A 1178-nucleotide genomic window follows, 5' to 3' on the forward strand; every position below is an offset into this window, starting at 1 on the left:
GAGGGTGAGGACAAATTCAGGCATTGGACAATCGGCGTACGAGCAAACGTGCCTGAGATAGCCAGACCCAGGCGGTTGCGCTGGCGATGCTGCGATCATGATGCATGATCAGGCGGCGCGAGCGTTCGTTCCAGGCATGGGTTCGCTCCACCACCCAGCGCATGGGCAAGGTGGGGAACGTTTGATCCAGCGGCCACAGGGACTGCTGCGCATCGTGCCAATGCCCAGCCTTGGGCGGGCGACGCACGATGTGCACATTCAGGCCGTGAGCTTGCTCAAGGGCGGCGGCACAGCGCCCCGCATACGCCGAGTCGGCAAACAGCCGCTGCAACGTGCCGGCCTTGGCGCAAGCTTGAGCCACCACTGTTGGCGCTGCGTCGCGATCTTGCACGCTAGCGCTGGTAATGCAGACCGCCAACAACAGCCCCAGCGTGTCCACCACGATATGTCGCTTGCGCCCTTTGACCTTCTTGCCCGCGTCGTATCCTTGGCCTGCCCCCTGCGGCGAGATCCGGGTCGACTGTGAGTCGATGATGGCGGTTGTGGGCTGGGCCTCGCGCTGGATGCGCCTGCGCCATTGCTGGCGCAGGCGCTCGTGCAACTGCTCGAACTTGCCTTGCGCGCTCCAACGCAGGAAGGCCTTTTGCACGGCCGGCCAGGGTGGAAAGGACTCGCGCGGCAGCATGCGCCAGGAGCAGCCCGTGCGCAGCACGTAGCAGCACGCATCGACCATGCGGCGCCTCTCGTACACCGCAGGTCGTCCCCGATGTCCCTCTGGCCGTTCGAACAGGTTGGCCGCCAGCGCCCATTCAGCATCGGTCAGGCAACTGGTGTACTTGCCAGGATCGGCCGGCTCCAGGCGATGAGAGTCGCTGTAGCCGTAATGCGCGGGCTCACTGGGCTTTGCATAGAGTACTGCGCTGGGTTGCGCAACTCGCTTCAATCCAGCGCGGCGCAAAGCCGCCGCCAGCGTGACTGTGCTGACCCTGGGGCCACCTTGCTCGGCAAGGCCTTGGGCCAACTCCCTCATCGTCGCGTTTGGATGGCTTCTCACCAGCTCCCGCAACTGCGCGTGATGCTCCTCGTCTATGGCCAAGGGCCTTCCCATCTTCCCCATGACTGCATCTCCATGTTCAGTTTAGGAAGAATAGGTCTTTCTTTGTTTTGTCTCCACCCTC

General features: G+C 63.4%; 1 protein-coding gene. It reads right to left on the reverse strand.

From position 1 onward, the window contains the following. Positions 1-16: 16 nt before the first annotated feature. A complete protein-coding gene (locus AC1RQK_RS40415) occupies positions 17-1117 on the reverse strand; it encodes an IS5 family transposase (protein WP_492815261.1) in 1101 nt (366 codons plus the stop codon). Positions 1118-1178: the final 61 nt, after the last annotated feature.

Source organism: Cupriavidus sp. GW822-FHT02D05, assembly GCF_058802485.1.

What these genes read in the sequence shown, in the direction of transcription:
- AC1RQK_RS40415 (WP_492815261.1), bottom strand. Translation starts at nt 1,117, where the DNA reads ATGGGGAAGATGGGAAGGCCCTTGGCCATAGACGAGGAGCATCACGCG.